This window comes from Streptomyces sp. TAA040, from assembly GCF_000424845.1.
This window is the reverse complement of sequence record NZ_KE384254.1, coordinates 317,982-343,016: the sequence shown is the minus strand read 5'-3', so window position 1 is coordinate 343,016 and position 25,035 is coordinate 317,982. Positions and strand designations below refer to the sequence as shown.

27 protein-coding genes and 1 pseudogene are annotated in these 25,035 nt (G+C 72.1%); 12 read left to right on the top strand and 16 right to left on the bottom strand.

The window, feature by feature from the left end:
* Positions 1 to 70: 70 nt before the first annotated feature.
* On the bottom strand, positions 71 to 631 hold the full coding sequence (def, locus tag H300_RS28875; RefSeq protein ID WP_037981615.1) for a peptide deformylase: 561 nt from the start codon (positions 629 to 631) through the stop codon (positions 71 to 73).
* A gap of 109 nt (positions 632 to 740) precedes the next feature.
* On the opposite strand from def, the gene H300_RS0123380 reads away from it, so the two are divergent.
* The 6 genes from H300_RS0123380 (at position 741) to H300_RS0123355 (ending at position 7,076) form a co-directional block, all read left to right on the top strand.
* Positions 741 to 1,982 carry a MurT ligase domain-containing protein gene (locus tag H300_RS0123380; protein ID WP_028429321.1) on the top strand — a complete coding sequence of 414 codons (1,242 nt, stop codon included), beginning with the start codon at positions 741 to 743 and terminating at the stop codon, positions 1,980 to 1,982.
* Between the two features lie 25 nt (positions 1,983 to 2,007).
* On the top strand, positions 2,008 to 2,736 hold the full coding sequence (locus H300_RS0123375; RefSeq protein ID WP_028429320.1) for a glutamine amidotransferase: 729 nt from the start codon (positions 2,008 to 2,010) through the stop codon (positions 2,734 to 2,736).
* Between the two features lie 105 nt (positions 2,737 to 2,841).
* A complete protein-coding gene (locus H300_RS0123370) occupies positions 2,842 to 3,792 on the top strand; it encodes a cytochrome c oxidase assembly protein (RefSeq protein ID WP_028429319.1) in 951 nt (316 codons plus the stop codon).
* 282 nt (positions 3,793 to 4,074) lie between these two features.
* Positions 4,075 to 4,233 carry a hypothetical protein gene (locus H300_RS32005; RefSeq protein WP_028429318.1) on the top strand — a complete coding sequence of 53 codons (159 nt, stop codon included), beginning with the start codon at positions 4,075 to 4,077 and terminating at the stop codon, positions 4,231 to 4,233.
* A gap of 296 nt (positions 4,234 to 4,529) precedes the next feature.
* A complete protein-coding gene (locus H300_RS0123360; protein ID WP_028429317.1) occupies positions 4,530 to 5,231 on the top strand; it encodes a GAF and ANTAR domain-containing protein in 702 nt (233 codons plus the stop codon).
* 159 nt (positions 5,232 to 5,390) lie between these two features.
* On the top strand, positions 5,391 to 7,076 hold the full coding sequence (locus H300_RS0123355) for a ribonuclease J (protein WP_028429316.1): 1,686 nt from the start codon (positions 5,391 to 5,393) through the stop codon (positions 7,074 to 7,076).
* Positions 7,077 to 7,180: 104 nt separating this feature from the next.
* Here the strand turns inward: H300_RS0123355 and H300_RS0123350 are convergent, their stop codons facing one another.
* The 4 genes from H300_RS0123350 to H300_RS0123335 all read right to left on the bottom strand — a co-directional run bounded on the left by H300_RS0123350 (position 7,181) and on the right by H300_RS0123335 (position 12,119).
* Positions 7,181 to 8,656: a GH1 family beta-glucosidase gene (locus H300_RS0123350; protein ID WP_078516254.1), complete on the bottom strand. Its 1,476-nt coding sequence runs from the start codon at positions 8,654 to 8,656 to the stop codon at positions 7,181 to 7,183.
* A gap of 100 nt (positions 8,657 to 8,756) precedes the next feature.
* Entirely contained in the window at positions 8,757 to 9,689 is a 933-nt protein-coding gene (locus H300_RS0123345) for a carbohydrate ABC transporter permease (protein WP_028429314.1), read from the bottom strand.
* Positions 9,690 to 9,706: 17 nt separating this feature from the next.
* Positions 9,707 to 10,720, bottom strand: a complete 1,014-nt coding sequence (locus H300_RS0123340) for a carbohydrate ABC transporter permease (protein WP_028429313.1) — start codon at positions 10,718 to 10,720, stop codon at positions 9,707 to 9,709.
* Positions 10,721 to 10,808: 88 nt separating this feature from the next.
* Entirely contained in the window at positions 10,809 to 12,119 is a 1,311-nt protein-coding gene (locus H300_RS0123335) for an extracellular solute-binding protein (protein ID WP_028429312.1), read from the bottom strand.
* Between the two features lie 290 nt (positions 12,120 to 12,409).
* Here H300_RS0123335 and H300_RS0123330 point away from each other — a divergent pair, with 290 nt between their 5' ends.
* Positions 12,410 to 13,426, top strand: coding sequence for a LacI family DNA-binding transcriptional regulator (locus H300_RS0123330; RefSeq protein WP_028429311.1), 1,017 nt, complete (start codon positions 12,410 to 12,412; stop codon positions 13,424 to 13,426).
* 78 nt (positions 13,427 to 13,504) lie between these two features.
* On the opposite strand, the gene H300_RS0123325 is transcribed toward H300_RS0123330, so the two are convergent.
* Entirely contained in the window at positions 13,505 to 14,125 is a 621-nt protein-coding gene (locus H300_RS0123325) for a TetR/AcrR family transcriptional regulator (protein ID WP_051270308.1), read from the bottom strand.
* Between the two features lie 124 nt (positions 14,126 to 14,249).
* Between H300_RS0123325 and H300_RS0123320 the strand changes: the two genes are divergently transcribed.
* Positions 14,250 to 15,269, top strand: a complete 1,020-nt coding sequence (locus H300_RS0123320) for an aldo/keto reductase (RefSeq protein ID WP_028429309.1) — start codon at positions 14,250 to 14,252, stop codon at positions 15,267 to 15,269.
* A gap of 426 nt (positions 15,270 to 15,695) precedes the next feature.
* Positions 15,696 to 16,397, top strand: a complete 702-nt coding sequence (locus H300_RS0123315; protein WP_028429308.1) for a lysophospholipid acyltransferase family protein — start codon at positions 15,696 to 15,698, stop codon at positions 16,395 to 16,397.
* Here the strand turns inward: H300_RS0123315 and H300_RS28870 are convergent.
* The 9 genes from H300_RS28870 to H300_RS0123270 form a co-directional block, all read right to left on the bottom strand.
* Positions 16,340 to 17,230 carry an urease accessory protein UreD gene (locus tag H300_RS28870; RefSeq protein WP_078516243.1) on the bottom strand — a complete coding sequence of 297 codons (891 nt, stop codon included), beginning with the start codon at positions 17,228 to 17,230 and terminating at the stop codon, positions 16,340 to 16,342. The two genes, H300_RS0123315 and H300_RS28870, sit on opposite strands and share 58 nt — an antisense overlap.
* Positions 17,227 to 17,931 (bottom strand): urease accessory protein UreG, encoded by a 705-nt coding sequence (gene ureG, locus H300_RS0123305; protein WP_028429307.1) that lies wholly within the window; start codon positions 17,929 to 17,931, stop codon positions 17,227 to 17,229. Before ureG ends, H300_RS28870 begins: the two co-directional genes overlap by 4 nt.
* 45 nt (positions 17,932 to 17,976) lie before the next feature.
* On the bottom strand, positions 17,977 to 18,645 hold the full coding sequence (locus H300_RS0123300; RefSeq protein ID WP_028429306.1) for an urease accessory UreF family protein: 669 nt from the start codon (positions 18,643 to 18,645) through the stop codon (positions 17,977 to 17,979).
* A 97-nt stretch (positions 18,646 to 18,742) separates the two neighbouring features.
* Positions 18,743 to 20,464 carry an urease subunit alpha gene (locus tag H300_RS0123295; RefSeq protein WP_028429305.1) on the bottom strand — a complete coding sequence of 574 codons (1,722 nt, stop codon included), beginning with the start codon at positions 20,462 to 20,464 and terminating at the stop codon, positions 18,743 to 18,745.
* Complete coding sequence (locus H300_RS0123290; RefSeq protein ID WP_028429304.1) at positions 20,457 to 20,768, bottom strand: urease subunit beta; 312 nt, start codon at positions 20,766 to 20,768, stop codon at positions 20,457 to 20,459. Before H300_RS0123290 ends, H300_RS0123295 begins: the two co-directional genes overlap by 8 nt.
* On the bottom strand, positions 20,765 to 21,085 hold the full coding sequence (locus H300_RS0123285; RefSeq protein WP_028429303.1) for an urease subunit gamma: 321 nt from the start codon (positions 21,083 to 21,085) through the stop codon (positions 20,765 to 20,767). The genes H300_RS0123290 and H300_RS0123285 overlap by 4 nt, the downstream gene beginning before the upstream one ends.
* A 328-nt stretch (positions 21,086 to 21,413) precedes the next feature.
* Positions 21,414 to 21,830, bottom strand: a complete 417-nt coding sequence (locus tag H300_RS32805; protein WP_028429302.1) for a peptidoglycan-binding domain-containing protein — start codon at positions 21,828 to 21,830, stop codon at positions 21,414 to 21,416.
* A gap of 143 nt (positions 21,831 to 21,973) precedes the next feature.
* The gene (locus H300_RS0123275) at positions 21,974 to 22,363 is read right to left on the bottom strand and encodes a peptidoglycan-binding domain-containing protein (RefSeq protein WP_028429301.1); all 390 of its coding nucleotides are present in this window, start codon (positions 22,361 to 22,363) and stop codon (positions 21,974 to 21,976) included.
* A gap of 225 nt (positions 22,364 to 22,588) precedes the next feature.
* Complete coding sequence (locus H300_RS0123270; protein ID WP_028429300.1) at positions 22,589 to 22,867, bottom strand: type II toxin-antitoxin system Phd/YefM family antitoxin; 279 nt, start codon at positions 22,865 to 22,867, stop codon at positions 22,589 to 22,591.
* Positions 22,868 to 22,993: 126 nt separating this feature from the next.
* Here H300_RS0123270 and H300_RS0123265 point away from each other — a divergent pair, with 126 nt between their 5' ends.
* The 3 genes from H300_RS0123265 (at position 22,994) to H300_RS28865 (ending at position 24,529) form a co-directional block, all read left to right on the top strand.
* Positions 22,994 to 23,629 carry an ATP-dependent Clp protease proteolytic subunit gene (locus tag H300_RS0123265; RefSeq protein ID WP_028429299.1) on the top strand — a complete coding sequence of 212 codons (636 nt, stop codon included), beginning with the start codon at positions 22,994 to 22,996 and terminating at the stop codon, positions 23,627 to 23,629.
* Positions 23,630 to 23,634: 5 nt separating this feature from the next.
* Entirely contained in the window at positions 23,635 to 23,952 is a 318-nt protein-coding gene (locus H300_RS0123260) for a hypothetical protein (protein ID WP_199779246.1), read from the top strand.
* An 88-nt stretch (positions 23,953 to 24,040) separates the two neighbouring features.
* Entirely contained in the window at positions 24,041 to 24,529 is a 489-nt protein-coding gene (locus H300_RS28865) for a DUF6328 family protein (protein WP_051270307.1), read from the top strand.
* A 38-nt stretch (positions 24,530 to 24,567) separates the two neighbouring features.
* On the opposite strand, the pseudogene H300_RS28860 reads toward H300_RS28865, so the two are convergent.
* Positions 24,568 to 24,983 (bottom strand): annotated as a pseudogene (locus H300_RS28860) (ATP-binding protein).
* Positions 24,984 to 25,035 lie beyond the last annotated feature (52 nt).

The window sequence follows — 25,035 nt, the reverse complement described above, 5'->3', positions numbered from 1 at the left end:
TCGACGCGGTCGCGATGTCCTCGACCGGCCCCGGCGCTCCCGACACCCGCGACCGGACCCGGCTGCGCCGTCAACCGGGGACGGCTCCGCCCGCCCGTCCCCAGGCGGTGTGCCGGGCCGCTCGCACCAGCCGTCGGCGGCGTACGGCACCCAACCGGTCCGGATAGACGACACCGTCCAGGTGGTCGCACTCGTGCTGGAGGCAGCGGGCGAAGAACCCCTCGCCGGTCACTCCCACCAGCCGGCCGTCGCTGTCGCTCCCGCTGAGTACCGCCCGGTCCGCGCGGGCCACCGCCGCCTCGGGCCCAGGGAGCGACAGGCAGCCCTCCGGGCCCCGTACCGAGGCGTCCGAGAGCTCCACGGTACGGGGGTTCACCAGGTGGCCGAGGTGCCGCCGCTCCTCGTCGTCGGGGCAGTCGTAGACGAACACCCGCAGGGGCACGCCGATCTGGCAGGCCGCCAGGCCGACCCCGCGCGCGGCGTACATTGTGGCGAACATATCCTCGATGAGCCGAACCAGCGGCGCACCGAACTCCGCCACCTCCGCAGAACGCCGGTGCAGAACCGGGTCACCGAAGGCGGTGAGTGGCCGGACACGACCGGAGCTGCCGGGAAGTGGACCGCGTTGCATGACCGTCAGGATACGGCCGGGGCTCCGCTCCGGACACCGGGCGGTTCGGGGTACGGCGCGGATCTCGGTAGGCTGCTCCCGGACCGAAGCGCAAGGAGGATCAAGGACGATGGCAGGCAACTCGGACCCGCTGTCGCCGCGGGCCAGACTGGCCGTGACGGCGGGCAGGGCAGCGGCAGCGGTGTCGCGAGCCGCGGGCCGCGGCAGCGGATCGGTCATCGGCGGCCGAGTGGCGCTCAGACTCGAACCTGAGCTGCTGGCCCGGCTGGCCGGCCACCTGGACGTGATCCTCGTGTCCGCGACCAACGGCAAGACCACCACCACGAGGCTGATCGCCGAGGCGCTGCGCGCCACCGGCGAGGAGGTCGTGTCCAACGCGCTCGGCGCGAACATGCCGGCCGGGATCACCTCGGCCCTGGCGGGCGGCTCCAAGGCCCGCTACGGCGTGATCGAGGTCGACGAGAAGTACCTGGCCGGTGTGGCGGGGGATGTCTCGCCGAAGGCGATCGCGCTGCTGAACCTCTCCCGCGACCAGCTCGACCGGGCGGGCGAGACCCGGATGCTGGCCGAGAGGTGGCGCGAGGGGCTGTCCGGCTCGAAGTCCGTGGTGATCGCCAACGCGGACGACCCGCTGGTGGTCTGGGCCGCCTCCTCCTCGCCCAACGTGGTGTGGGTGGCCGCCGGCCAGGAGTGGAAGGACGACGCGTGGTCCTGCCCCTCCTGCGGCGGCGTGATGCAGCGGCCGGGGGACGAGTGGTTCTGCGCGGAGTGCGGCTTCCGGCGCCCCACCCCCTCGTGGGCCCTCTCCGGGGACCATGTGCTCGATCCGCACGGCAGTGCCTGGCCGATCCGGCTCCAGCTCCCCGGTCGGGCCAACAAGGCCAACGCGACCACCTCGGCCGCGGTAGCCGCCGCCTTCGGAGTGGCACCGCAGCACGCCCTGGAGCGGATGTACTCCGTCACGGCCGTGGCGGGCCGCTACGACGTGGTCTCGTTCCAGGGCCGGGAGATCCGGTTGCTGCTGGCCAAGAACCCGGCGGGCTGGCTGGAGACCTTCTCGCTGATCGACCCGCCGCCGACCCCGGTCATCCTCTCGGTGAACGCGCGCGGCGCCGACGGCACGGACACCTCGTGGCTCTGGGACGTCGACTACTCCCGGCTGGCGGGCCACCCCATCTGCGTCATCGGCGACCGGCGCCTGGACCTGGCGGTGCGGCTGGAGGTGGCGAACGTGGACTTCCGGGTGTGCGAGACAGTGGAGGAGGCGATCGGCACCTGCCCGCCCGGCCGGATCGAGGCCATTGCCAACTACACGGCGTTCCAGGAGCTGCGCCGCGTCGTCGGAAACTGACCCTTACGCCTGGAGGTACACGAGCATGAGCGACACGAGCCTGCGGGTGGTGTGGGTCTACCCTGACCTGCTCAGCACCTACGGCGACCAGGGCAACGTCCTCGTCGTCGGACGGCGGGCGGAGCAGCGCGGTCTCGACGTGCAGCGCGTCGACGTGCGCTCCGACCAGCAGATCCCCACCTCGGGGGACATCTACCTGATCGGTGGCGGTGAGGACCGGCCCCAGCGGCTTGCGGCGGAGCGGCTGCTGCGGGACGGCGGCCTGGCGAGGGCGAGCGACAACGGCGCGATCATCTTCTCGGTGTGTGCCGGCTACCAGATCCTGGGGCACGAGTTCGTCAACGACGTGGGCGAGCCCCAGCCGGGGCTCGGCCTGCTGGACGTGACCTCGGTGCGCGGCGAGGCGGACCGCTGCGTGGGGGACGTCCTGGCCGACCTCGACGAGCGGCTGAACCTGCCGCAGCTGACCGGGTTCGAGAACCACCAGGGCATCACCCGGCTCGGCCCCGGCGCGCGTCCGCTGGCCCGCGTCCGCCTCGGCCAGGGCAACGGCACGGGGGACGGCACCGAGGGCGCCTGGAACGGCACGGTCTTCGGCACCTACATGCACGGCCCGGTCCTGGCCCGGAACCCGCTCATCGCGGACCTGCTGATCAAACTGGCCCTGGACGTCAACGCGCTGCCGCCGGCCGACGACCGCTGGTACGAGGCGCTGCGCGCGGAACGGATCGCCGCCGCGACCCAGCCGGTCTGACTCGGCGTCCCGGGCCGGCGACCGGCCCGCGCCCCCGGCCGCGAACGCGGCCGGGGGCGCCTCTACTCTGGAGCAGACGTCCGGCGCGATTCGGGAGAGTACGGGATGGATCACAGCGGTCACGGCATGGATGCAGACCTGCCGCCGTTCACGCTGGGACGGGGGCTGGAGTTCAGCGGCGAGCCGTTCTTCCTGACCGGTTGCCTGCTGGCGCTGGCCCTGTACGGCTGGGGCATGCTGCGCCTGCGCCGGCGCGGGGACAACTGGCCGGTGGGCCGTGCCGTCGCCTTCGCGACCGGGGTCCTGACCGTCGCCCTCGTGATGTGCACCGCCCTCAACGCGTACGGCATGGTGCTGTTCAGCGTGCACATGGTGCAGCACATGGTCATCAGCATGCTCTCCCCGGTCCTGCTCCTGCTCGGCGCGCCGGTCACCCTGATGCTGCGGGCGCTGCCTGCCTCGGGGCGGGCCCGGAGGGGGCCGCGTGAGCTGCTGGTGGCCCTGCTGCACAGCCACTGGATGCGAGCCGTCTCCCACCCGGCCTTCACCATCCCGCTGTTCATCGCCAGTCTCTACGGCCTGTACTTCACCCCGCTGTTCGACTTCCTGATGGGTTCGACCGCGGGACACCTGGCGATGATGGTGCACTTCCTCGCCGTCGGGCTGGTCTTCTTCTGGCCGATCATGGGGGTGGACCCCGGCCCGCACCGCCCCGGCTACGTGATGCGGATGCTGGAGCTGTTCGCGGGGATGCCCTTCCACGCCTTCTTCGGCATCGCGCTGATGATGGCCTCGCAGCCGATGGTGGCGACCTACGCCGATCCGCCCGCTTCGCTGGGCGTGGACGCGCTGGCGGACCAGACGGCAGCCGGCGGCATCGCGTGGGCCTTCAGCGAGATCCCCTCGGTGCTGGTGCTGGTCGCGCTGGTCTTCCAGTGGTACGTCAGCGAGCAGCGGCAGGCGAAGCGGCAGGACCGGGCCGCCGACCGCAACGGCGACCGCGACCTGGTGGCCTACAACGCCTACCTGGCCTCGCTGGGACGGGGGAGCGGCTGACCGCGGAGCGGCCGCTCCCCCGTCCCAGCACCGCCGCCCGCCCGGTACCGCTCCGATCGAGGGGCGTCCCGCAACGTCCGCACACCGGTCGTGCGGGGACGTTCCGGCAACGCGGCGAGGTGCCCGTGGCCGGCGCCGTGCGCCCGCCGGGATTGCGGGACAGCCCTCAGGACGGCGTGTCCATGGCGCGTCGCCCCCGCCCGGGTGGACGATGGAGTCCGGAGGAATCGGACCCGCCCGCGGCCGGCTGCGCCCACCGCAGGGCCTGGAGAGGTGGTGGCGATGCCGGGAACGGTGAAGGGGCTGGCCGGGGCGACGCTGGTCTCCCTGGTGGTTGCCACGGTGTTCTCCGTGACACTGGGTGGCACCGGATGGCTGTGGTTCGCCTGGGTGGTGCTGGGGCTGGCGACCCTGGGGGTGATCACCGCGGAGGGGCGGTGACGTCGGCCTCCCGTTGTTCGGGCGCACGGTTCCGTTTGAGCCCCGTCGAAGACGGTCACCCGGCCCGTGCGACTCCGGAGCGCTCAGGAGCGTAGGCGCCGGCCGGTTGGGAACGCAGCCCCCGGCGCCGCCGCACTTCCCCGGCCCCCACGCGGACGTGCGGCGGGAGCGGTACAGCCGCAGGTCCGGGGCTGCCTCTCGACTGCGCGCACGCGATGGGACAATGGGACGGCAGACCCCAGGGGCGCTGTCCCGACGGCGATGCCGACGAAGCGTGGAGCGCAGAAGGAGAAGGCATGGTCGAGCCGGATGATCCGTGGGTCGAGTTCGCCACCAGGCTGGCGGACATGGCACGTGACCTGCTCACGCAGGACGACGTCGGGGCGACCCTGGAGCGGATCTGCACCCACGCGACGGAGCTGATCGAGGACTGCGACGAGGCGGGCGTCCTCGCGCTGAAGGGCAAGAAGGTGCGGACCCTGGCGGCGACGAGTGACACGGTCCTCGTCGCCGACCGGCTCCAGGAGGAGCTCGGCGAGGGCCCCTGCTTCGACGCCACCCGGCACCGGGAGAAGGTCTACCGGCTCAAGGACATGACCGGCGGGCACGACCGCTGGCCCCGCTTCGCCCCCAGGGCACACGAGCTCGGCATGGGCAGCATGATGGGGTTCCTGCTCTACACCGAGGACGACAACCTCGGGTCCCTGAACATGTACTCGGCCAAGCCCTCCGCCTTCACCGAGGCCGACGAGCGCACCGGGTGGCTGCTCGCCTCCCACGCGGCGGTCGCGTTCTCCAGTGCCCGCCGACACGACGAACTCCAGCACGCCATCGCGACCCGGCACGAGATCGGCGAGGCGATGGGCATCCTCATGGGACGGCACAACCTCACCGAGCACCAGGCCTTCGACGTGCTGCGCAAGGCCTCGCAGGACCGGAACACCAAACTGCGCGAGGTGGCCTCCGTCGTCACCCGGACGGGCGCCCCACCGGAGTAGGAACCCCACCGGGCGCGCTCCCCGCCGCGGGCGTACGGACGCGTGTGAAGTGCGACGACGCGTGCGGCGGGGGTTCGCTTCGGTGCAATGGTGGCAATCGTGACGGAATGTGCGGACGAGCGTTGGAGTGCACACCCAACCCTCCGGTAGCGTCCGGGTATGAGTCATCCCCATCCCCAACTTGGACCGCCGCCGCGCCTGCCCGATGGAGGGCTGAGGGTCATCCCGCTGGGTGGCCTGGGCGAGATCGGTCGCAACATGACCGTATTCGAATACGGCGGAAAGCTGCTGGTCGTCGACTGCGGCGTACTGTTCCCCGAAGAGCACCAACCCGGCGTGGACGTGATCCTCCCGGATTTCACGGCCATCCGGGATCGTCTGGACGACATCGTGGCCGTCGTGCTCACCCACGGCCACGAGGACCACATCGGCGGTGTCCCCTATCTGCTCCGCGAACGCGCCGACATTCCGGTGGTCGGCTCCCGGCTGACGCTGGCCTTCCTGGACGGCAAACTCAAGGAGCACGGCATCAAGCCGCGCAAGGTGCAGGTCAAGGAGGGTGACCGGCGCGGTTTCGGACCGTTCGACTGCGAGTTCGTGGCGGTCAACCACTCCATCCCGGACGGACTCGCCGTCGCCCTGCGCACCCGTGCGGGTCTGGTGCTGCACACCGGCGACTTCAAGATGGACCAGTTCCCGCTGGACGAGCGGATCACCGACCTCCGCGCCTTCGCACGGCTCGGCGAAGAGGGGGTCGACCTCTTCCTGACCGACTCCACGAACTCCGAGGTGCCGGGCTTCACGACTTCCGAGCGCGAGCTGACCCCGGCCATCGAGCAGGTGTTCCGCACCGCGCCGAGACGGGTCATCGTGTCCAGCTTCGCCAGCCACGTGCACCGTATCCAGCAGGTGCTCGACGCGGCGCACGAGCACGGACGCAAGGTGGCGTTCGTCGGCCGGTCGATGGTGCGGAACATGGGAATCGCCCGTGAACTGGGTTACCTCAAGGTTCCGCAGGGCCTGGTCGTCGACACCAAGGCGCTGGACAAGATGGCGGAGAAGAAGGTGGCGCTGGTCTGCACCGGCTCGCAGGGCGAGCCGATGGCCGCCCTGTCCCGGATGGCCAACCGCGACCACGTGATCCGCATCGGGAAGGGCGACACCGTGCTGCTCGCCAGCTCGCTGATCCCCGGCAACGAGAACGCCATCTACCGGGTGATCAACGGCTTGAGCCGGTGGGGTGCGAACGTGGTGCACAAGGGCAACGCCAAGGTGCACGTCTCCGGCCACGCCAGCGCCGGGGAACTCGTCTACTGCTACAACATCGTCCGGCCGCGCCACGTGATGCCGGTGCACGGCGAGTGGCGCCACCTGCAGGCGAACGGCGAGCTGGCCGTCCGTACCGGGGTGGACGAAAAGAACGTGCTCCTCGCGGAGGACGGCGTGGTGGTCGACCTCGTCGACGGCAAGGCCTCGATCACCGGCAAGGTCCCGGCGGGCTACGTCTACGTCGACGGCATGACGGTCGGCGGCGCCACGGAGGCCTCGCTGAAGGACCGGCGCAACCTGGCGGAAGAGGGCGTCATCACCGTCGTGGCCATCGTCGACGCCGACACCGGGGCACTGGTGGAGCCCCCGGACTTCCTGGCACGCGGTTTCGTGCACGACGAGCAGACCTTCGCCGCCGTCGTGCCGGTGATCGAGAAAACCCTCGCGACCGCCGCGGCGGAAGGGGTGGGCGACGCGGTGCAGCTGGAGCAGCTGCTCGTGCGGTCGGTGGGCTCCTGGGTCTACCGCACCTACCGCCGGCGTCCGATGGTCATCCCCGTGATCGTCGACGCCTGAGCCGCCGACGCGTCACCCGGAGCCGGCCGAGCCGGCCTCCGGGTGCGGCCCCGCTGCCAGGCGGGAGGGCCGCACCCGGAGGCGCGCAGGGGACCCGCTTCGGGTCAGTCCTCGCGGTCGTCGACCGGGGGGAGGGTTCCGGTCCGGGCGGCCTTGGCGTACCAGTGGGCGCTGGACTTGGGGATCCGCCGGTGCGTCGGGTAGTCGACGTACACCGCGCCGAACCGCTTGCTGTAGCCGTAGCCCCACTCGAAGTTGTCCAGCAAGGACCACAGGAAGTAGCCCCGGACGTCGACGCCGTCCTCGATCGCCCGGTGCACCGCCGAGAGGTGGCCGTGCAGATAGGCGATGCGGTCCGGGTCGTGGACCTCGCCCTCCGGGTTGACGTAGTCGTCGAAGGCCGCGCCGTTCTCGGTGATCACCAGCGGCAGCTTGGGGAAGTCGCTCTTCACCCGCATCAGCAGGTCGTAGAGCCCGCTCGGGTCCACCGCCCAACCCATGGCCGTGGTGCTGCCGGGCGGACGGTGGAAGGCCACGTCGTCGCCCCCGGGCCACGGGCTGTGGTCGCTCACACCGTGTCCGTCCGACCCGTGCTCGCCCTCGCCGCCCGCGGCGGAGACGAGCGTCGGGGTGTAGTAGTTGACACCCAGGAAGTCCAGCGGCTGCTGGATGAGCGCGGTGTCGCCCTCACGGACGAACGACCAGTCCGTCAGGTGGGCGGTGTCCCGCTGCACGTCCTCCGGGTAGGCGCCGCTCAGCACCGGGCCGGTGAACACCCGGTTGGCCACCCCGTCGATGCGGCGGGCGGCGTCGAGGTCGGCCGGGCTCTCGGTGCGGGGCCGCACGTGGTGGAGGTTCAGGGTGAGGGACATCTGGGCCCGCTCCGGCAGCTCGGCGCGCAGCGCCTGCACCGCGAGGCCGTGCCCGAGGTTCAGGTGGTGGACCGCGCGCAGCGAGGCTGCCTGGTCGGTGCGGCCCGGGGCGTGGACACCGGAGGCATAGCCCAGGAAGGCGCTGCACCAGGGCTCGTTCAGGGTGGTCCAGGTCTGCACCCGGTCCCCGAGCGCCTCGCCGGCGAGCCGGGCGTACTCGGCGAAGCGGTACGCGGTGTCGCGCTCCGGCCAGCCGCCGGCGTCCTCCAGCTCCTGGGGCAGGTCCCAGTGATAGAGCGTGGCCACCGGCTGGATGCCCTTCTCCAGAAGCTCGTCGGTGAGCCGGCGGTAGAAGTCCAGGCCCTTCTGGACGGCCGGGCCGCGCCCGGTGGGCTGGACGCGCGACCAGGAGAGCGAGAACCGGTAGGCGCCGACGCCCATGTCGGCCATGATGCCGACGTCCTCGCGCCAGTGGTGGTAGTGGTCGGTGGCGATGTCACCGGTGTCGCCGTTGCGCACCTTGCCGGGCGTACGGCAGAAGGTGTCCCAGATGGAGGGGGTGCGGCCGTCCAGGGCCGCCGCGCCCTCGATCTGGTAGGCGGCGGTCGCGGTGCCCCAGAGGAACGTGGGCGGGAACACGCGCTCGGCGGTGCTCGCCGCGGTCGCGCGGGTACGGGGTGCTGTGGCCACGAAAGGTCCTTCCAACATCAGCGGTGTCACGGGGAGGGGTTCTGCGGGGAGCACGGCGGCGACCGGCTCCGGGAGGCGGTCGTGCCCGGGGTGCACGGGGCGCCGGAGGCGGCCGGGGTCAGCCCTTGACGGCGCCCTGCATGATGCCGCCGACGATCTGGCGTCCGAAGACGATGAACATCAGCAGCAGGGGCAGCGTGCCGAGCAGGGCGCCGGCCATGATCAGCGACTGGTCGCGCACGTAGCCCGCGCTGAGCTGGGTCAGGGCGACCGGAATCGTCGGATTGGCCATGTCCAGGACGATGAACGGCCAGAAGAAGTCGTTCCAGGCGTGCACGAACGTGATCATGAACAGCACCGCCATCGCCGGCCGGGCGATCGGGAGCACGATGCTCCAGAAGATGCGCAGCGAGTGTGCCCCGTCGACGCGGCCCGCCTCGATGAGTTCGTCCGGCATCGCCTCCATGAGGTACTGCCGCATGAAGAACACGCCGACGGCGCTCACCAGGGTCGGGAAGATGACCGCGGGCAGTTTCTGCCCCCAGCCGAGCTCGGACATCATCATGAACAGCGGGACGACACTCAGCTGCGGCGGGATCATCATCGTGCCGATGACCGTCATCATCAGGATGTTCCGCCCCCGGAAGCGGAGTTTGGCGAAGGCGAAGCCGGCCAGGGTCGCGAAGAGGACGGTGGCCACGGCGATGGTGCCGGCCACGATGAAGCTGTTGGTCAGCGCCTTGCCCATCGCGGCGTCCTCCCACGCCGCCGCCAGGTTCTTGAACAGGTTCGGTCCCGGCAGGAACGGGGGCGGCGTCTGGGTGACGCGGGTGTTGTCCGTGGACGCCGCCACCATCGTCCAGTACAGCGGGAAGAGCGAGGCGATCCCGGCCAGCGCGAGCAGGATGTAGGCGAGCGGCCCGGCATGGTGCTGCCGCCCGGCCTTCACCCGGAAGGGCAGCCGGAGCCGCCGTTTGCGGTCCGGGAACGGCGCGACGCTCGCCGGGCGCTTGCGCGTCTCCGGCCGGCGGGGAGCAGTTTCAGTGGTCATGGCGTGCTGCTCCCTGGTCACGAGGTGCGGGACGAGTAGCGCTTGTAGAGGCGCTGGACGACGAAGAGGAGGATGAGCAGCAGGAACATCGCCCAGGCGACGGTCGCCGCACGGCCCATCTGGTAGTTCTTCCAGCCCTCTTCGTACAGCAGCAGCCCGAGCGTCTGGTACTGGTTGCTCGCTCCGCCGGTGATGCCGTTCGGGCCCTGGCCGAAGATCAGCGGCTCACCGAAGAGCTGGGTGGCTCCGATCGTGGAGAGCACGATGGTGAACACGATGGTGGACCGGATGCCGGGGATGGTGACCTTGGTGAACTGCTGCCAGCGGGAGGCGCCGTCGATGGAGGCGGCCTCGTACCGGTCCTTCGGGATGGCCTGCATCGCGGCCAGGTACAGCAGGGCGTTGTAGCCCGTCCAGCGCCAGATCACGATGCTGGAGATGGCGAACTGGGCGGGCCACCTGCTGCTCTCCCAGTCGACGTTGTCGATCCCGAAGATCCCGAGGAACCAGTTGATCATGCCGAAGTCGCGTTCGAAGAGCATGGTGAACACGAGTGCCGCAGCACCGACCGAGGTGGCGTAGGGAGCCAGCGCGGCGACCCGGAAGAAGCCCGCGCCCCGCATCCGGTAGTTCAGCAGATGCGCGAGTCCCAGCGCCATGAGCAGCTGGGGGACGGTGGAGAGGACGCCGATCGTGACGGTGTTGCCCAACGCGTTCCAGAACCGCTCGTCCTGCACGAGCTCGACGTAGTTCTGGAACGCCCGCCACTCCATGATGTCCATCGTGGAGAGCTCGACCTTGTGCAGCGAGATCCAGGACGTGTAGATCAGCGGGTAGAAGCTGAAGGCCGCGAAGATGACGAAGAACGGGGCGATGAAGGTGTAGGGCGCCCCTCGCATGTCCAGCCGGTGGAGGAGGTTGCGCCACTTCTGCCGGGGCTTGCCCCCCGGGGCGGAGTGCGGCCCTCCGGGCGAGCCGGCCGGGGCGCCCTTGGCCCCGTCGGCGGGAGGTACCGAGGTGGAGGTGGCCACGGAGGGCTTCCTTCCCTGAGATGCGTGAACGGACGGTGCGGGGTCCGGCGGCGGCTCGCGCCGCCGCCGGACCCCCAGGGAGGAACGGTCAGCGAACGGCCTTCTGGACGCGCTCGTCAGTGGTCTCCCACGCCTCGTCGGGGCTCTGGTCCCCGTCCTCGACGAGCTGGAGGCCCTGCGAGAAGGTGTCCTTGATGGTGCCGTCCTTCCGGCCGAGCACCTGCTCGTCCGGGATCTCCTGGGCGGCGGTGCCGAAGATCTGGCCGATCGGTGCGTTGCTGAAGTACTCGGACTTCGCCTCGGAGACCTTCGAGTCGTCGAGCGCCTCCTTTGAGGACGGGAAGTTCCCCAGCTCCTGGAACAGGTAGGCCTGCTGCTCGGGCGCGGTCAGCCACGCCACGAGCTTCTGGGCCTCTTCCTTGACCGGGCTGCTCTCCATCACACCGAGGAAGGAGCCGCCCCAGTTGGCGCCCTGCGGAGCCTTCGCGACGTCCCAGTTCCCCTTGTTGTCGGGGCCGGCCTTCTCGCTGATGTGGGCGAGCATCCACGCCGGGCACACGGTGGAGGCGAAGGTGCTGTTCGCCAGTCCGGGGTCCCAGCCGGGCTGGAACTGCCGCAGCTTGGCGGTGATCCCGGAGGTGGCGGCCTCGGTCGACAGCTCCCAGGCGTCCTCCACGGCCGGGTTGTCCTTGTAGATGAGGTCGCCGTCCTCGTTGTAGAACTGCTCCGAGTTGCCGTAGATCATCGCGTTGAACAGGCCGGAGGCGCTGTCGAGGAAGGCGACCTCCTCGTCCTCGGAGCCGGACTTGAAGTCCTTGCCCGCCGCCACGTAGTCCGACCAGCCGCCCTCCCACAGCTCGGCGACCTCGTCACGGTCGGTGGGCAGGCCCGCCTGTTCGAACAGGTCCTTGCGGTAGCAGACGGCCATCGGGCCGATGTCGGTGCCGAGGCCGATGATCTTGTCGTCCGGGGTGGTGACCTGGCTCAGCTTCCAGGGGAGGAAGTGGTCGATTCCCTCCACACCGGACATGTCGGCGAACTCGTCCGCCTGGGTGTCGACAAGTTCCTTGGCACGGCCGATCTCGATACCCTGGATGTCCTTCAGCCCGCTCCCGGCGGCCAGCCGGGTCTGGAGGGCGGTGTAGTAGCTCTGCTCGTCGCCGGCCACCTCGGCGTTGATCTTGACGTTCGGGTTCTCCTCCATGTACCGGTCGAGCAGATCGGTCTCCTTGAAGCCCATGACACCGAAGAGGCCCATGTTGATGGTGACCGTGCCGTCCTCGGCCTTCCCGCTCCCGTCGCTGTCACCGCCGCTGCAGCCCGAGACGAGTGCGAGGGAGAGGGCAACCGATACGGCGGCTACGACTCTTGTAGCGGATGGCTTGCGGGCACTGACCATTACGTCCTCCTTGCGGCGGCGCGGTAGCGCCGGAGTGCTGACTCATCGAGTGCTCTCCCCCGCCTCAACACGAGGGTGGGAACGATCCCAGTCCGAGTGGGAACGATCCCACCGCGGTTGATAGACGACTGTGTGACTCAAATCCCGTGACGTCAAGAACAAATGTCGCCTCCGTTACGAGACCGTGTCCAAGAGGCCTCCCGAGCCCCCGGAGCCGCTCTCGGGGTCTGGCACAATGCGCTGATCGGCGCTGCACTCGGCGCTACGAGGGCGAGAGGAGACAGCAGGCCATGGGCGCCAGTGACCGGCCAACTATTAAAACCGTGGCTGCACGGGCGGGGGTGGGCCGCACCACCGTGTCCCGGGTTCTGAACGGTTCGCCGCTGGTCAGCGAAGCGGCGAAGACCGCCGTGCAGGAAGCGATCACGGCGCTGAACTACGTACCGAACTCGGTCGCCCGGAGCCTGGTCACCAGCCGGGCGAACTCCATCGCCCTGGTCATCCCGGAGTCCGAGAGCCGGCTGGGGTCCGAGCCCTACTTCTCCGCCGTGATCCGCGGTGTGAGCACCGGGCTCGCCGCCGCGCAGATCCAGCTGCTGCTGATACTGGTCCGCGACCAGCGCGAACTCGACCAGCTCAGCGACTTCCTCGCCGCCCGGCGGGTGGACGGGGTCCTGCTCGTCTCGGTGCACCGCGACGACCCGCTGCCCGGACTGCTGGAGGAGATGGAACTGCCGACCGTCCTCGCGGGCCGCCGCTCCCCCACCGAGTCGCTGAGCCACGTGCTCTCGGACAACGTGGGCGGCGCCTCGGAAGCCGTACGCCACCTGCTGGAACGCGGCCGCTCCGAGATCGCGACCATCACCGGGCCGTTCGACATGGACGTCGGCCACAGCCGGTTGCAGGGCTGGCAGGACGCGCTGGCGGGCGCCGGAATCCGCGCGGACGAGGGACTCGTGGCCCCTTCCGACTTCACCGAGGACGGCGGACGGGCCGCGATGCGGGCCCTGCTGGAGCGGCGCCCGGGGCTGGACGCGGTCTTCGCCGCCTCGGACGTGATGGCCGCCGGCGCGCTCGCCGAACTGCGCAAGGTGGGCCGGCGGGTACCCGACGACGTCGCCGTGGTCGGATTCGACGACTCGATCATCGCGCGGCACACCGATCCCGCCCTCACCAGCGTCGGGCAGCCGGTGGAGGAGATCGGCAGCACCATGGCCGAGATCCTGCTCCACGAGATAGACGAGCCGGGCACCGAGCGGCGCCACGTCCTGCTGCCCACGTCACTCGTCGTCCGCGAGTCGACCTGACGGACCGGACCCGCCCACGGCGACCGGTGCCCGCGACCGGCATCCACCGCCGCTGCCCGCCCCCGGGGTGACGGCTGGTCAGAGCGGCCGGCACAGGCCTGCCACGAGGAGGGAGACCAGCCGGCGCGCGTCGTAGCGGGGGTCGCCGTCCGCACCGACGCAGAGATTGCCGACCCCGCGCATCAGCAGGTAGGGGTCCAGGTCGGAGCGGATCTCGCCGGCCGCGGCCGCGGCGTCGAGCAGTTCCGCGCAGACCGGCACGAGGCGGTCGAGGAACCAGGCGTGCAGCGTCTCGAAACCGTCCTTGTCGGACTGGAGGACGGCGGCGAGCCCGTGCTTGGTGACCAGGAAGTCGACGAAGAGGTCGATCCACCGCCCCAGCGCGGCGTGCGGTGACGCGTCGGCCGCCAGCAGGGCCGGACCGGCCTCGGCGCAGGCCTCGACCTGGTGCCGGTAGACAGCGATCACCAGGTCGGACCGCGTCGGGAAATGGCGGTAGATCGTTCCCATCCCGACACCGGCCTCCGACGCGATGTCGCGCACCGGCGCGTCCACCCCGGACCTCACGAACACCGCGGCGGCCGCGTCGAGCAGCGTCTCCTGATTGCGCCGGGCGTCCGCCCGCTTGGACCGGGACGCACGCCCCGCGCCCTCCTCGCCGCCGTTCACCACGTCCTCCGTCCGCCTGCCGACCTGCATAAACGGAACGCCGCTCCGTATCGTTAGCGGAGCGCGATTCCGTTTGCCCATCATGACAGAGCAGGGCACGGGGGCCAAACCTCGCGCTGCCTGCCCACCTCCACCGCAGAGAAGGAACACCGTCATGCACTACCGCACACTGGGCCGCACCGGCATACAGGTCAGCTCCCTCGCGCTGGGCGCGATGAACTTCGGAGGGATCGGACGCACCACCCAGGAGGAAGCCACAGCCCTGGTCGACGCCGCCCTCGAAGGCGGCGTCAACCTCATCGACACCGCCGACAGGTACAGCGACGGCGAGTCGGAGGAGATGGTCGGAAAGGCCGTCGCCGGCCGCCGCGAGGACCTCGTGCTGGCGACGAAGGCCGGGCTGCCCATGGGCGACGCGCGCAACCACCGGGGCGGTTCGCGCCGCTGGCTGGTGACCGCGCTGGAGAACAGCCTGCGCCGCCTCGGCGTCGACCACGTGGACCTCTACCAGATCCACCGGTGGGACCCGAGCACGAGCGACGAGGAGACCCTGTCCGCGCTGACCGCTCTGCAACGCGCGGGGAAGATCCGCTCCTTCGGCACCTCGACGTACCCCGCCCACCGCCTCGTACAGGCGCAGTGGGCGGCGCGCGAGCACCGCCTGAGCCGCTACACCACCGAGCAGCCCAGCTACTCGATCCTCCAGCGCGGCGTCGAGGCCGACGTGCTGCCCGTGGCCGAGGAGTACGGGCTCGGCGTGCTGGCGTGGAGCCCGTTGGCCTCGGGCTGGCTCTCCGGGGCCGTCCGCGCGGGCCGGGAGATCAGCACGCACCGCTCCGCGATCCTGCCGCAGCGCTTCGACACCACCCTTCCCGCCAACCGGGCCCGGCTCGACGCCGTCGAGAAGCTCGCCGGGGTGGCCGACGGCGCCGGTCTGACCATGGTCCAACTCGCCCTCGGGTTCGTGACCAACCACCCCGCCGTGACCAGCGCGCTCGTCGGGCCGCGCACACCGGAGCATCTGCACGCGCAACTCGCCGCCGCCGACACCGTGCTCCCGGCGGATGTACTCGACGCGATCGACGCGATCGTGGCCCCCGGGGTCGACCTGGCGGCGCACGAGAAGAACGGCACTCCGCCGGCGCTGCTCGCCCCCTCCCTGCGCCGGCGCTGAGCACCCGCGGCGAGACTGCTTCTCCTCTGTCTCCCCTCCTCCCCGACGCTCGCGCAGGCCGGCTCCCCCGGACGGGCCTGCCTCCCCCTCCTGCCCGGTGCGGTGTTCCCGCCGGCGAACCCGATCCGGCTCCCGCGGCCCGCCCTCCCGGTGCTGTCCCCTCGCGCACCGTCGGGGCCGGTGAAGGTCCCGCGGTCCCTCCGCACCCCTCGGGGGCGAGCTACGATCACCCTGTCGGAGCGGGGTGCGCGTCCCGGTCGCGCTCGGACCGCGAGGGTCCCCGCCGTCCGAGCGCGGCAGGCCGGTGCGGGTTCCGTCGGACCCGGCCCGGTGGATGACACGCACCGGACGGCGGGGTAGAAGAGAGTCGTGCGACCTGGCAGAACGCGGCCACCGGCCCGTTTTCGGTGAACTGGGGGAGTGAGCGTGTTCTACTACGTCCTGAAGTACGTGCTTCTGGGCCCGATGCTGCGGCTGGTGTTCCGACCGCGTCTGGAAGGGTGGGAGCGGGTACCGGACGAGGGCGCGGCCATCATCGCCGGGAACCACCTGTCGTTCAGCGACCACTTCCTGATGCCCGCCATGCTCAAGCGCCGGATCACCTTCCTGGCGAAGGCGGAGTACTTCACCGGCCCGGGCCTCAAGGGGCGGCTGACTGCCTTCTTCTTCCGCAGTGCCGGGCAGATCCCGGTCGACCGCTCGGGGCGGCAGGCCGGTCAGGCCGCGATCGACGAGGGGCTGGGGGTGCTGGGCAAGGGCGAACTGCTGGGCGTCTACCCCGAGGGGACGCGTTCGCACGACGGCCGCCTCTACAAGGGCCGGGTGGGGGTCGCCGCGATGGCCCTCGGGGCGGGCGTCCCGGTCATCCCCTGTGCGATGGTCGGCACCTTCGAGATCCAGCCGCCCGGCCGCCGGCTGCCCCGGATCGGCCGGGTGACGATCCGGTTCGGCGAACCGATGGACTTCTCCCGCTTCGCCGGGATGGAACGGGAGCGCGCCGTGCTCCGCGCGGTGACGGACGAGATCATGTACGCGATCATGGAACTCTCGGACCAGGAGTACGTGGACCTCTACGCACCGGACGCCAAGGAGCTTGCCAAACGGGGCGACGACCCCGGGAGCGCCTGAGGCTCCGTCCCCGACGGGCGGGCCGAAGCGGTTCCCCCGTGGTGTGCCGCTGGTGCCGTACCGATACGGGCCAGCGGGACGGCGGCCAGCTCGTCCAGGGCCTCGCGCAGCACCAGGGCGTCGTGGGCCACCGCGGTGACGAGCGCGGCCGGTCCCGCCAGCGGAGCGAGCACCGCCCCGTCCCCCAGGCAGCGGGACTCGACGGGCTCCTCGGCCAGCTCCTGCCCGACCACCAGGAGTTGTCCCACCGCACGGCGTCCGCCGAGCACCGCACCGCTCTCCCCTCCGGGGGCGCGCGGGCCGAGTGCGAGCTCCTGGTCCAGCAGCGGCCGACCGTCCCACCGCACGGTGAGCCGGCTGCGCAGGTCTCCCGCCGGCTCACCGGTCCGGCCGAGGACCAGCTCCTCCCGGAGCACCAGACGCGCACCCGCCGCCAGTTCCACCCGGGTGGTGGTGCGCAGGTCGCTGCCGGCGGCCGACACCAGGGGCTCCGGGAGCCAGTCCAACCGGGCCCGCTCCCCCACCCGGTGGGTCACGTCGTAGCAGGCGGGAGCGCCGGTGGTGCCGGGCAGTGCGACGGTGGCCGCGGCGCTGGTGAGACGCAGCGCGGCGCCTTCGCCGACGGTCACGTCGATCCGGAGGCGGTCGCCGCCGAGTGGCGCGGCCATCGCCCCGACCAGCGTGACCTGCGCCGCGGCGTCCGCTCCCCCGCCGCCCGGGGCCCGGGTGCGCCGCAGGGCGAGCGGCCCCTCGCTGCGCAGTTCGGGCAGGTCGACCCGTCCGGAGGCGGACCGGACGGCGGTGACGCGTGCCCGGGCGGTGACGCCGCTCATACCGCTGCCCGTGACGCGGTCCAGTCGGCGACCCTGGCCCGGACCCAGTCGATCACCGGCCGGGCGCCCTCCTCGGAGGTGAGCGAGGTGAACGCCACCGGGAGTGGCCCGCGCTGCCCGGCGGCGTCCCGTGCCATCGCCGCCAGGTCGGAACCGACATGGGGCGCCAGATCGGTCTTGTTGACGACCAGCAGGTCCGAGGAGGTGACGCCCGGCCCGCCCTTGCGCGGGATGTCGTCGCCGCCGGCCACGTCGATCACGAATATCTGCGCGTCCACCAGGCCGCGGGAGAAGGTCGCCGTGAGGTTGTCGCCGCCGGACTCCACCAGCACCAGGTCGATACCGCCCTGTGCCGCGAGGTCCTCCTCCAGGTCCTCGATCGCCTCCAGGTTCGCGGAGATGTCGTCGCGGATCGCGGTGTGCGGGCAGGCTCCGGTCTCCACCGCGGCGATCCGCTCGGGCGGCAGGACCGCGTGGCGCAGCAGGTGGAGCGCGTCCTCACGGGTGTAGATGTCGTTGGTGACGACGGCGAGGGACAGTTCCTCGCGCAGTGCGCGGCACAGCGCGGCCACGGTGGCGGTCTTGCCCGAGCCGACCGGACCGCCCAGTCCGATCCGCAGGGCGCGGCGGCGGCCGTCGGGGCGGGTGACGAGGGCGCCTTCGGCGAGGGCTGCGCCGGATTCGTGGTGGTCGAGGTGCATGGCCGGTGGTTCCTTTCGGGAGCGGGACCCGCGGCGGGTCGGGGGTCAGGACGCGAAGAGCCGGACGGGCCAGGCGGCGTGCTGCTCGGCCGTGATGTCCAGCAGCGGCGCCGAGGCGGCCGGCAGGCCCTGCGGACCGTCCGTCCGGGCGTGCGCTTCGGCCCGGACGGAGACCTCGTCGATCTCCGCCGCCAGTCCGGCCAGTACGGCGGTGGCGTCGAACGGGTCGAGGCCGAGCAGCCGCACCACGGCCGTGGCGGGGCCGGATACCGACTCGTAGGCGGCGCTGCGGGCGGCGTCCAGCGGCTCCAGTCCGGCGGACCGGACGGTGGCTCCGAGCACCACGGGCTGGTGCGCCCCGCGCGGGCGGGCGGCGGCGAGCGCGTCGAGCGCCTCGGACGGCCAGGTCGCCCGGGCCGCCCGCATGAGCTGCCGGCCGAGCCTGCGGGCGGCGCGGCGCAGCGCGGGCGAGGGGGTGCGGGCGTCGGCGGCGTCGTCCAGGGCCAGCGGGTCGTGGCCGGCTGCCGCGGCCGCGGCGAGGGCGGCGGCCACCGTGCCCGTGGTGTGCAGCCGACCGCGGCAGAAGTCCGCCAGGTCCGCCGGGCCGGTGATCCGTCCGGCGCGGACGGCGGCCTCGGCTCCTCCGGAGTGGGCGTGCCCGCCCGCGGGGAAGCGTCCGTCGGTGAGGACGAGCAGTGCGGCCCTGTGCGTCATGCGTGGCACCCCGCCGTGGATGAGGGGCCCGGCCACACCGTCGCGGGTGCGGCCGGGCGCGGTTCGGTTCGGGGCCCGGCTCTGCGGTCCCCTCGGTTCAGAACAGGAAGTACCGCTGTGCCAGAGGCAGTTCGACAGCAGGGTCGGGCTCGACGGCTTCGCCGTCGATGGTGACGGCGAAGCTGTCGGGCGCCACCCGTACCTCGGGCCGGGCGGAGTTCTCGCGCATGTCGGCCTTGCCGACCCGCCGGGTGCTGTGTGCCGCGACGAACCTCTTCCCGAGTCCCAGGCGCTCGGGCAGCCCGTCGTCGAGCGCCGTTCCGCTGGTGAAGTTGACCGAGTTGGCCGCAGGGGCGCGTCCGAACGCGCCGAACATCGGGCGCGGCAGCACCGGTTGCGGCGTGGGGATGGAGGCGTTGGCGTCGCCCATCTGCGCGTGGGCGATCTGGCCGCCCTTGAGGACGAGTCGCGGTCTGACGCCGAAGAACGCCGGTTCCCACAGCACCAGGTCGGCGAGCTTGCCGGTCTCCACGGAGCCGACCTCGTGGTCCACGCCCTGGGCCACCGCGGGGTTCACGGTGTACTTGGCGACGTAGCGCCGGGCGCGGCGGTTGTCGGCCCGGCCGTCCCCCGGGAGGGCGCCGCGCCGGCGCTTCATCACGTGGGCGGTCTGCCAGGTGCGCATGACCACCTCGCCGATACGGCCCATGGCCTGGGCGTCGGAGGAGATGACGGACAGGGCCCCGAGGTCGTGCAGGACGTCCTCGGCGGCGATGGTGGTGGGCCGGATGCGGGACTCGGCGAACGCCAGGTCCTCGGGGACCGCCGGGTTGAGGTGGTGGCAGACCATCAGCATGTCGAGGTGCTCCTCGACGGTGTTGACGGTGTGCGGCCGGGTCGGGTTCGTGGAGCTGGGCAGGACGTTCGGCTCGGAGACGACGGTGATGATGTCCGGCGCGTGCCCGCCCCCGGCGCCCTCGGTGTGGTACGTGTGAAGGGAACGCCCGGCGATGGCCGCCAGGGTGTCCCCGACGAAGCCCGCCTCGTTCAGGGTGTCGGTGTGGACGGCGAGCTGGACGCCGGTCTCCTCGCAGACGTCCAGGCAGGCCCGGAGGGCGGCCGGGGTCGCTCCCCAGTCCTCGTGGATCTTGAAGCCGAGTGCCCCGCCGCGCAGCTGGCTGCGGAGCGCCTCACCGGAGACGGTGTTCCCCTTGGCCAGCAGCCCGACGTTCACCGGCATGCCGTCCATGGACTCCAGCATCCGGGCCAGGTGCCAGGGCCCGGGTGTGACGGTGGTGGCCTTGGTGCCCTCGGCGGGCCCGGTACCGCCGCCGATCAGCGTGGTGACCCCGGAGGCCAGGGCCTCGTCGACGAGTTGCGGGCAGACGAAGTGCACATGGGCGTCGATGGCTCCCGCCGTGAGGATGCGGCCGTTGCCGGCGATGATCTCGGTCTCCGGGCCGATCACCAGGTCCGGGTGGACGCCGTCCATGGTGTCGGGGTTGCCCGCCTTGCCCAGTGCGGTGATCCGCCCGTCCCGGATGCCGACGTCGGCCTTCACCACGCCCCAGTGGTCCAGCACGACGGCCCCGGTGACGACGGTGTCGGGGGCCCCCTCGGCGCGTGTCGTGCGGGCCTGGCCCATCGACTCGCGGATGACCTTGCCGCCGCCGAAGACGGCCTCGTCGCCGGCCCGCCCGGGGCCGCCGCACAGGTCCCGCTCGATCTCGACGACCAGGTCGGTGTCGGCGAGTCGTACCCGGTCCCCGGCTGTCGGGCCGAAGAGGTCCGCGTAGGTCGCGCGGTCCAGTTCAGTCATCGAGCGCCCCCGCCGTCTCGCCGCGCAGGCCGGCCACCACTCTGCGTCCCGCCAGGGGGACCAGCGACACCCGTACCGGGACGCCGGGTTCGAAGCGCACCGCGGTGCCGGCGGCGATGTGCAACCGCTTGCCGCGCGCGGCGGAGCGGTCGAAGGCGAGGCCGGGGTTGGCCTCGGCGAAGTGGTAGTGGGAGCCGACCTGGACCGGGCGGTCGGCGGTGTTCAGCACCGTCAGCCCGGTCAGCGGCGCGCCCTCGTTGAGCGGTACCGGACCGTCCGCCAGGAGGAACTCGCCGGGGATCACGGCGCCCTCCCCGCCCGGACGATCGGCTCGTGCACCGTGACGAGTTTCGTCCCGTCGGGGAAGGTCGCCTCCACCTGGACGTCGCGGATCATCTCCGGGACGCCCTCCATGACGTCCTGTCGGGTGAGGACCTCGCGTCCGCTGGCCATCAGCTCGGCGACCGTCCGGCCGTCCCGGGCCCCTTCGAGGAGGTGCACGGTCAGCAGGGCGAGGGCTTCCGGGTGGTTGAGCCGCACGCCGCGCTCACGGCGCCGGGCCGCCACGTCCGCGGCCACATGGATGAGCAGGCGTTCCTGCTCGTGCGGGGTCAGTTGCACGCTTCCCACCTCACCGGTTGTCGCGCGTAGCGCTGGGCGAGGAGGCTAGTTCCCCTGCGTTACGGCCGCGTTACGCAAGGAGGCGTGGACGCGATCCCCCGGGCCCGGGGCGCGGGGCGGTGCCCACCGCGTGCGCGGACGCGCCGAGGGCCCGGTCCGGTGCTCGGCGCCCGGACCGGGCCCATCCCCCCCTCGGGCGCCCGACGACCTCCCCCGTGCGCCGTCGGACGCCCTCGTCGCCGTCCCGTGCCGTCGGTCCGTGGCGCGGGACGGCGGGGCACGGCCGGCCCCTGAGGGCGAGGGGCCCGGCCGGTGCCGTCCGGCGGGCTCAGTCGCGCAGCGCGCGCCAGGTCTTCGGACCGACGATGCCGTCGGCCTCGCCGGAGCCCATGTAGGTGCTCTGGAACCAGAGCACCGCGGAACGGGTCTTCGGGCCGAAGTCCCCGTCCACCGCCAGGGCCTCGTTGTGGTAGGCGTAGTAGGCGGTGGTCTCGCCGATCAGCGCCTGGACCTCGCGCACCGCGGCGCCCGTGCTGCCCTGCGACAGCATCGGGCCGCCCGCCGGCGCCGCGAAGTAGTGGCCGCAGTACCAGCCGATGCTTCCGTAGGTGCAGGAGGCGGCGGCTTTCGCCGCGGCCTTCGCCGCGGTCGCGGGGGCCGCGGAGGCCGTTTTGGCGGTCGCCGCGGTCGCTCCGAACAGGGCGGCGGTGGCGGCGAGCGCCGCCAGTGAGGTCTTCGCTCTCATGCGAGCTCTCCTTCTGAGGCGTTCAGGGTGTGCACGGCCGGTCGGGGCGTGCGGAGTCGGAACGGCCGCGACGCGGACCCTCTCGGCGGGGTGCGGCGCCCGCCGTGCGGCGGGCACCCCCAAGGGGAGCCGTCCGCTCCGGATCACCGGTCGCCGTAGCGCAGTTCGCTCCACGTCTGCGGACCGACGATGCCGTCGGACGCGGAGGTGCCGATGTAGTACCACTGGAACCAGGTCACGGCGCTCTCGGTGGCCGGACCGTAGATCCCGTCGACCGTCAACCGCTGCCCGCTGGTGGCGGTGTAGCGGGTGGTCTCGTTGATCAGCGCCTGGATCTCCTTGACATGGCTGCCCTGGCTGCCGCGTTCGGCCCACTGGCTGCCGGTGTGGTAGCCGCAGTACAGGCCGACGGTGCTGACGCCCCGGCAGGTGTCGGCGGTCGGCGCCGCCACGGCAGTGGCAGCCGGCAGCAGCGCGACCGCAACGCCGGCGGCGGCCACCGCCATGGTGCGGACAGGGTTCTTCCCGCGCATCTGGGTCTCCCTCTCGAATGGTGCTTCGCTTCGGGTCGACCTCAGACTGCGGGGAGGCACGGGCGCCGCACCAGCGAGGGGGACGGGTGCGGGTCGAAACGGGACGTCCCACGCTGCGACCTGCTGGGACGCTCCCGCACGGGACGCCTCCGCGGGACCCCGCCGGGACGGTGGACCGGCCCGCGGTGCGGGCCCGGGAGGCGTCCGCGCGGCCGGAGGCGCGGGTCAGCGGCTCCCGGACGGCCGGTGGTGCGCCGCGATACCGAAACCACCCTGCTCGCCCGGGGCGGACGGCAGCGGGTGCACCGTCGAGACGGTACTGACCGCGGCGTCCGCCGACGCCGCGTCGGCGGCCTCCAGGCGTGCGAGGTCGGCGGCCGAGACCAGCGCCACCAGCGGCCTGCCGTGCCGGGTGACCACCACGCGCTCGCCGCCGTAGACGACCCGGTTGATCAGGTCGGCGAGCTCGGCACGGGCTTGCGTCACCGGAATCTCATGAGCCATGCTCCCAGCATAACGCCATGTACGTCCTGTACATTTCTTGCAGAAGTTCCGTCGGCCCGCCTGGGCCGGCGCCGCTCCCCGCGGAAGCCGCCCCGGCGCCCGCGGCCCGGACGAAGGAGTTCGTCGATGACGCAGCCCTCCGCGCGCCACGTGCTGCCGCAGCTCACCGAGCGCACCAGCACCGGCGACCGCACCACGGACCCCTACTCGAAGCTGCTCGACGAGCGGATCGTCCTCCTCGGCACACCGATCGACGACGCCGCGGCGAACGACGTGACGGCGCAGCTCATGCACCTGGAGTACGCCGCCCCCGACCAGCACCTCTCGCTGTACATCAACTCCCCCGGCGGCTCGTTCACCGCGATGACGGCGATCCACGACGCCATGCGCTTCGTCTCCTGCGAGGTCGAGACGGTCTGCCTGGGGCAGGCGGCCTCGGCCGCGGCGGTCCTGCTGGCAGCCGGCACCCCCGGCCGCAGGCTGGCTTTGCCGCACGCGCGAATCCTGATCCACCAGCCCTCGTTCGCCGAACCGGTCCGGGGGCAGACCTCGGACCTGGAGATCGAGGCGGCCGAGATGCAGCGGACCAGGGACACCCTGGAGGAGCTGCTCTCCCGGTACACCGGCCGCGCGGTCGACCGGGTGCGCGCCGACATCGAACGCGACCGGATCTTCGGCGCAGAGGAGGCGGTGCGGTACGGACTCGTCGACCAGCTCACGGTCCGGCGCGGGCGCCGGGACGCCGCACAGCCGGCCGGCTGACGGCCGTGGCCCCCTCGCTGCCCCCGGAACTGCCGCCGCTGCCCTCGCTGACCCGGGCGGAGGGCGAGTTCCTCGACCGCTACCTCGAGGTGCTCGATCTGCTGGGCCGGATCAACCCGGCCCGCGGCGACCGGACCTACGGGGCCCTGCGGGCCGCGCAGGGCCTCACCGCGGGCGCCCGCGCACTCCAGGACGCCCTCGCGCTGATGCACGAGCGGGGCGAGTCCGAACTGCACACCGCGACCCTCGCCCGCGCGCTCAGGGTGCTGGACGGCGAACGCCGCGCCGCCCGGGTGACGCTGCCCCCGGACCCGCCCCGGTGAGCCGCGCGGCCGGAGGTGCGGCCGCCTCCCGGGCCGACCGCACCGGCCCGGGTGGCATAGGCCGCTCCCTGCGGGCAACCCTTGGGGCATGGCCACAGACCCCGCCGTCCGGAACGAGACCCCGCTGGAGCGCGACGACCGCAACTTCGTCGAGCTGCTCCAGGAACTCCGCGTCATCCAGACGGGGGTGCAGATACTCTTCGGCTTCCTGCTCACGCTGGCGTTCACCGCGCGGTTCACCGAACTGGACGGGTTCCAGCGCGGAACCTACGTGACCACACTATTGCTGTCGGCCCTGGCGACAGTGCTGTTCACCGCTCCCGCCGCCCTGCACCGGGTCCTCTTCCGGCGTGGCGCCAAGCGCCATGTGGTGGACCTTTCATCCCTGCTGGCGAGCATCGGGCTGGGCATACTGGCCCTCGCCCTGACCGGCGCGGTCCTGCTGGTGCTGGACGTGGTGATGGGACGTGCCGTGGGCGCGGTCGCGGCCTCCGGGATGGCCCTGACCTGCGCCGCGCTCTGGGCTGCGCTCCCCTGGCGGACCCGCCGCCGGCAGCGGGCGAAGCCGCTGGAGTGACGGCACGCGGGTCCCGCAGACCGCCTTCCACCGCGGCCTCAGCGGACGGGCAGCCGCCAGGGCAGCTCGGTCCAGGCCGTCTTGCCGCCGTCCGCACGCGCCTCGACCCACAACCGCCCGCCGTACTCCACCGCCACCGCGCGGATGATCACCAGACCCCGTCCGTTGTCCTGCTGCACGGCGGCGGGCAATCGTTTCGGCCCGGCGGGATCGCTGTCCGAGACACCGATCCGGAGCCGCTCGTGCCGGTCGAGCCGGACCTCCAGCCGGAAGCCCGGCGAGCGCCCGTGCGTGTGCTGGACCACGTTGGTGGCCAGTTCGGAGACGACCAGCCGGACCGCGTCGGCCAGCGCCTCCCCCGCTCCCCGAGGACCCCGGTCGCGCATCTGCGGGCTCCCGGCACCGAGGCCGGGTCACTCGGCAGGTCGACGGATGCTTCCGGATGGTCTGCCATGACGACGCCGTCCCGTCCCCCTCAGGGGCGGTACGCCGGCGGACGGGCGAGG